General features: G+C 33.7%; 3 protein-coding genes. All 3 read left to right on the forward strand.

The window, feature by feature from the left end:
- Nucleotides 1–48: 48 nt before the first annotated feature.
- From AB4585_RS22655 to AB4585_RS22665, 3 genes are read left to right on the forward strand one after another with little or no spacing between them, the layout of a single operon-like run.
- Nucleotides 49–510 carry a hypothetical protein gene (locus tag AB4585_RS22655; RefSeq protein WP_102329154.1) on the forward strand — a complete coding sequence of 154 codons (462 nt, stop codon included), beginning with the start codon at nucleotides 49–51 and terminating at the stop codon, nucleotides 508–510.
- On the forward strand, nucleotides 507–884 hold the full coding sequence (locus tag AB4585_RS22660; protein ID WP_102329153.1) for a hypothetical protein: 378 nt from the start codon (nucleotides 507–509) through the stop codon (nucleotides 882–884). Before AB4585_RS22655 ends, AB4585_RS22660 begins: the two co-directional genes overlap by 4 nt.
- Before the next feature lie 18 nt (nucleotides 885–902).
- Entirely contained in the window at nucleotides 903–1,175 is a 273-nt protein-coding gene (locus tag AB4585_RS22665) for a hypothetical protein (RefSeq protein ID WP_102329152.1), read from the forward strand.
- The last annotated feature ends 777 nt before the right edge of the window (nucleotides 1,176–1,952 follow it).

The raw sequence follows: 1,952 nt of genomic DNA on the forward strand, positions 1-1,952 counted from the left end.
TTTAATAGAAAATTATCGAAAGATTTAAATATGTAACAGAGGTTTATTGTGAATAAATTTAAAGAACAAAAGATTGAAACATTCAAGTTAACTGATGAAGAAAAGGTAATAGCAAAAGAACATTATGATTCTTTTATTAAAGATTTAAAAGAGAGCAGTTTTTACACTAAAAGTCCAAATAAAAAATCTTATCAGTTTAATATGAACTTTCACAAGAATGACTTAATTGTTATGGATGAACTGGCAAGTCTATTATCAGTAAAGAGATCTGAAATAATAGGGACTTTAGTTAGTAATTGGGTAATAGAACTTTTTTTAAAAATGCCACATGCCGACTCACCCGCAATACTAAAACATGTAGAAAGTAAAATAACAGAAGAACATACGCATCACTACGAAGGAAAAACATGGGAATGGAAACTATCCACACTAGCCCAAGAGTATGAATATGCGCAATACAATGACCAAGAGATTAAGCATTCTTTAATTACAAGAGACATGAAAAAATGAGCAGAGATACTAAAGAATTATTTAAAGAACTGTCTGAAAAAAAGATGGAAAAAATGCACGCTGAAGAACTACAAACCCTGTCAATCAGGCTTACTCCAGAAGTCGGCATCATGCTAAAGACCCTATCTCACGATAACGTTCTGAACTTTCCTGTATCTACTTCTTTTAGGGAAATGATATCCCATGCACTACATGACATATTAATTGAAAAAGCGTGTGGCGAAGAAGACCTTACAAAATTCAATGATTTTTTAACTACCATTTCCAAAAGAGAAGATCTTATAGAAGACGCTCATATAACCAATGCTTTATATTTAATAAAGAACTCTGAATATCTAGAGTATGAAAATGTTTTCAAAGATTTTTTCGTTTAGAAAAACAAGGGGTAATTTGTGCTGAATATTAAACTAAATAATGGTCTCATTAAATTATCTACAGATATAGTAGAAAAAGATACCTACTCCGTACTAGTAAATAATTGCAATGAGCTAGCAAAAATTTTCAATTCCAAAGGTGTTACTGGTGAGTTCCATGTGGTTACACATAAATATGAAAATTATAGAACATATATAGATTGGAATGATTTTTGTGTCAGAGGACATGACGGAACAACAATCAAAGTAACCTTTAATAGACATGAATGCACAAGTATATCTATGGCATAAAAACAAAAATAATCGTTTACAGCTGTTTTTTCAATGATTTCCAGGTGGGAATGGTAATGCTAAAGCATTGATCGTCCAGGACGGGCAAAACCTTGTTAGTCGTAGCGTTGATGGCGTAGCAAATATACCTGATAGCACTAAGCAATGGTGGAACCTAGTCTCACTAACTCTAGATGCCATCAATCTTAGTAAAGAGCTTGAGCTTAGAGTCATGTATTCGTTTGATTCTAACTACACATCTTTTATTTTTGCATCCAAAAAGCAATAAAATAGCTGTTCATGCAAAGGAGAAAAAATAATTATATTAGTTTTTCTCCTAACCAATCTAGTTACTCAAAGTTCTTTCTAGTAAGGGTAAAACCTTTGGATCTAGCCTCACCTCGAGCTGGATATTCACGTTAATATTTGTTGAGTTATCATAACTGCAATGGCTATAGCACTGCTGATACTGCTTTGTTGCACAACCACTTAGAAATGCAATTACAGCTAGGACACTGAAAATTCGTTTAAGCATATTACTTTTTCTAGAAAAGTAGTAATTGCTCGACATGATTACAAGTACCAGTTTCTTAAACCGAATGCTTTTGCAGTTTATGCTAGCATAATCCGCATAGCCCTCAGATATTACAAAGACCAGCGCCAGCAGTACTTGTTCTTTGCTCTTAAAGCATGAAAACCGTCATTCCCAAAAATCTGATTTTTCAAGCTCGCTACGCGTGCCCTTAGAGCAAAAAATTTTCCTCGCTGTCGCTCGCTATGTCGGGTTTTCCGACATAG

The sequence above is a fragment of the Vibrio sp. 10N.222.49.C9 genome (assembly GCF_041474985.1).
Taxonomy (GTDB): Bacteria; Pseudomonadota; Gammaproteobacteria; order Enterobacterales; family Vibrionaceae; genus Vibrio; species Vibrio crassostreae_C.

Excerpts from the sequence above, each read along its gene's own strand:
- AB4585_RS22660 (WP_102329153.1), top strand. The coding sequence starts at position 507 with ATGAGCAGAGATACTAAAGAATTATTTAAAGAACTGTCTGAAAAAAAG.